We start from the raw sequence: 3104 nt of genomic DNA, 5'->3' as shown, positions 1-3104 counted from the left end.
CTGCGGCGTGGATTGCCCAAGCGATGTGCCAGCACCTGGGGAGCCTCACCAACTTCTGCGCCGCCGTTGGCGAGGGGACAGGAGATTACCAGTTGGTCAAGCGGCGTCGTGCGGAGATCCCGTGATTGGGATCGCTCTGGCCGGAGAGGCATGGTTATCCTTAGCCATGGAGGACACTCGCGTCGAGCACGAGGTGGAGGTTCTCCTGCAAGATTGCAAGGACCTCTGCATTCGCACCATTGGTGCCGGGGGGCCTACTGGTCCTTGGCGCACCTTCCCGGATGCTTGGCATCGCCGCATGGACGCCCTTGCCAAGGCCTGTGCGCGCCTCCCCAGAGGGCGGGCATCTGGTCCGGTTAGTAACTGGGTGGCCTTCCAGGATATTCGCACTATTCTCTCTGGGGCTAGTGCATGGCCGGCCGAGCTTCAGGGCGGTCTTCTGGCCTGCTGGCTTGCCTTGGGTAGAGCTGTTGCCCCACGCATCGTGTCGACACCTGCCCTCGCAGCCCACAGGAGTGGTCCGCGCGTTGACGTCTCCACTCCTGCCCAACGGATGCCGGGCAGTGCGTTTCTGGGTCAGTGGACTGAAGCTGCTGTGCGTAGGCACAAGCGCCTCTTGAGGGAGGCTTTGCTTGCCATCAGGCCGGCCACCACCGAGGAAGATGGGCCCGACCGTCCTGGGGCCCGGGAGCTCGATTTTCTCCCCGCGCCGTACGCCGCCGGGTGCCTCCGGGCTTGGCCCGATGATGTTGCTCCCCAGCACCCGCATCCGGTTTGGGAGACTATCACCGAGGACACCCCCTTGGAGTCTATCAATGTCACTTCCCTCAAGTCCGCGGAGGAGCACCTTTACCGGAGGCATACTGCTGTGTTCTTCCAGGAGCATGCCTTGCCTACTCCCATTCATCGGGGGTGGGTTAAGCGCGCCAGGGCCAGAGGCTTCACGTTGCTGCTTGGCCCGCCTGACCCGGAGGCGGCCTTGGCTAAAGGGGGCGTGGGTCTTCTGGCGCCGATCGACTTTCGCGCCACTGAGATGCCTGCTCGCACTGAGGCCTTTGCCAAGGCACGGCGCTTGGGCCGCATCATGAGGGTGGTCTTGCGCACAGGGCACCGTGTTGCGATCACCGTCTACAACATCTACGGATTTCCGGGAGGTCACCAGGACAAACACAAGGCCGGGCGCACAGATGCCATTGTGGCTGCGGCTAGGCAGGAGATTGTGGAGAGGGGTGACACTTTTGTTGCCATCGTGGGTGACCTCAACGCCGAGTTGGATGATTTGCCTTCGGCAAGCTCTTTGCTGACTCAGGCAGGATGGACTGACCTTGGTGCTCACCCGGCGTGGATGGGGCACGGAGGGCCCACTGCCACCTGCTTTGCCGCCAATGGTGCCCCGGGCGGCAGCAGGCGTGACTTCATCCTCGTGGACCCCCTCCTCCTTACCTTGGTTACGCAGTTCCGGATCTCTGACGAGATTACGTTTCCGGTTCACAGGCCTGTGCAGTTCCACGTCAAGTGCCATCCCGAACCGGCGGAGGTTTTTCGTACCCGTATGCCCCTGGATCCTCTTCCCCTCCTGGAGCACCAAGTCCAGACGGAAGAAGGGAGGCACGCCCTCGAGAAGGCGCAGGAAGAAGCCTTTTGTCAGCATCATGAATTCCTCACGCAGGCTGCTCTTGCGAGGGACACATCTGCCCTTTGGAGGATTTGGTCGAAGGCCTTGGATCAGGCCTTTGTGGCCTGCGTTTCTCAGCAGGCCAGGCTGGAGCAAGGGGAGAAGGCCTTCTATGGGCATGGCCATACTTGTATCCGCCTTGCACGACTACTGCCACCGCGACCTCGGCTTGCTGGCCGCGATGCAGTGGCGGACCTTCCCAGCTGCAGCAAGGGCGAGGCGGCCAGGAGATTAGCGCGTTCGGCCAAGCACTTATGGCTGCGCTTGCCTCGCCCTGAGCTGCCCGAAGGGATGGGCATTTCCTCCGACACGCTTGTTGGGTGTCAAGCCGTGTGTGGCCCTGCGGCTGGCGGGCTTTCCGTGGGAGGTGGCTGTGCCGGCTCCAGTGGGGGCGTCCCTGCTGTGGGTCCTGGTGACGGAGCCCTGGCGGGGGTCACGCGGGCCGGGGAGGCTGCTGCGGCGCGACCCCACCTTTCCCAGGCTGATGCTCGGTGCGTGGCATGCCCCCCTGCTTTACTGGGGGCACTGCGTGCTTTTGTTGGTAAGCTGACGGCAGGATGGCTCCCTCACATTTTTCTTGGAGTTCTTGGCCTCGAGGAGCCCACTACTGAGGCCCTGTCCTGGGGCCTCGCCGCTGTCGCTGCCCAGCTGGAGGTGTTTGCTCTGCGCGCCGATGAGGACGCGGCGAAGCGTAGGCGTCATTCTCTCAAAGCCCAGCTGGCCGGCCCGGGAGGCCTGCGCAGAGCGGCCGGTCTCCTGAGGGACATGCAGGTGTTACCTTTGACTACCTTGCGGGCTCCTGACAACACTTATGCCACGGCGCCGCTTCGGGTTGACGCCCTGGCTGCTGAGGCATGGGACCCCATCTTCAATCCTGCGGATGGTGGCAGGCCCCTCGACAGGATCACCGCTTACTTCGCCCATGTCAAGACTGACACTGCCCACGCCCTGGAGTTCCAGTTGCCTGATTGGGATGTGGATGAGTTTCTGTGCTCTTTGAATCGGGCCCCGGACCGCGCGGCTGGCTTGGACGCTTGGGCCCCCAGACATTGGAGATGTATGACGCGGAGGGCGGCTTCGTGGCTCCTTTGTCTCTTCAATTTGCTTGAGGACGGTTGTCCTTGGCCGGACGAGCTCTTGCACGCCAAGGCTGTTTTCATCTCCAAGCCCACCACCGCGTGGGAGGACCCATTATCCTTCCGCATCCTGATGGTCTTGCCTTATTGCTACAGGGTCTGGGCCAAGCTTCGCCTCTTGCACGTTGCTGCGTGGGTCCAGTCATGGGCCACGGAGGACATGTTCGCCGTCCGGCGAGGGCAGGGCGCGGACGCCGCCTGGTACCGCAGTGCGGTATTGCGAGAGGATGCCCTCTTGCAGGGGAAGCCTTTCTCTGGGGCCTGTGATGACATATGGAAGGCCTATGACTGCG

The 3104-nt window shown here is 62.9% G+C and carries 1 protein-coding gene; it reads left to right on the top strand.

Features of this window, described 5'->3' with window-relative positions:
- Positions 1-2812: 2812 nt before the first annotated feature.
- On the top strand, positions 2813-3104 hold a 292-nt coding region (locus ABWQ00_RS15725), incomplete at its 3' end, for a hypothetical protein (protein WP_353239599.1).

The sequence above is a fragment of the Limnohabitans sp. genome (assembly GCF_040400975.1).
Classification (GTDB): domain Bacteria; phylum Pseudomonadota; class Gammaproteobacteria; order Burkholderiales; family Burkholderiaceae_C; genus Limnohabitans_A.
The sequence above is the reverse complement of the archived record's forward strand: the minus strand, read 5'-3'. Positions and strand labels throughout refer to the sequence as shown.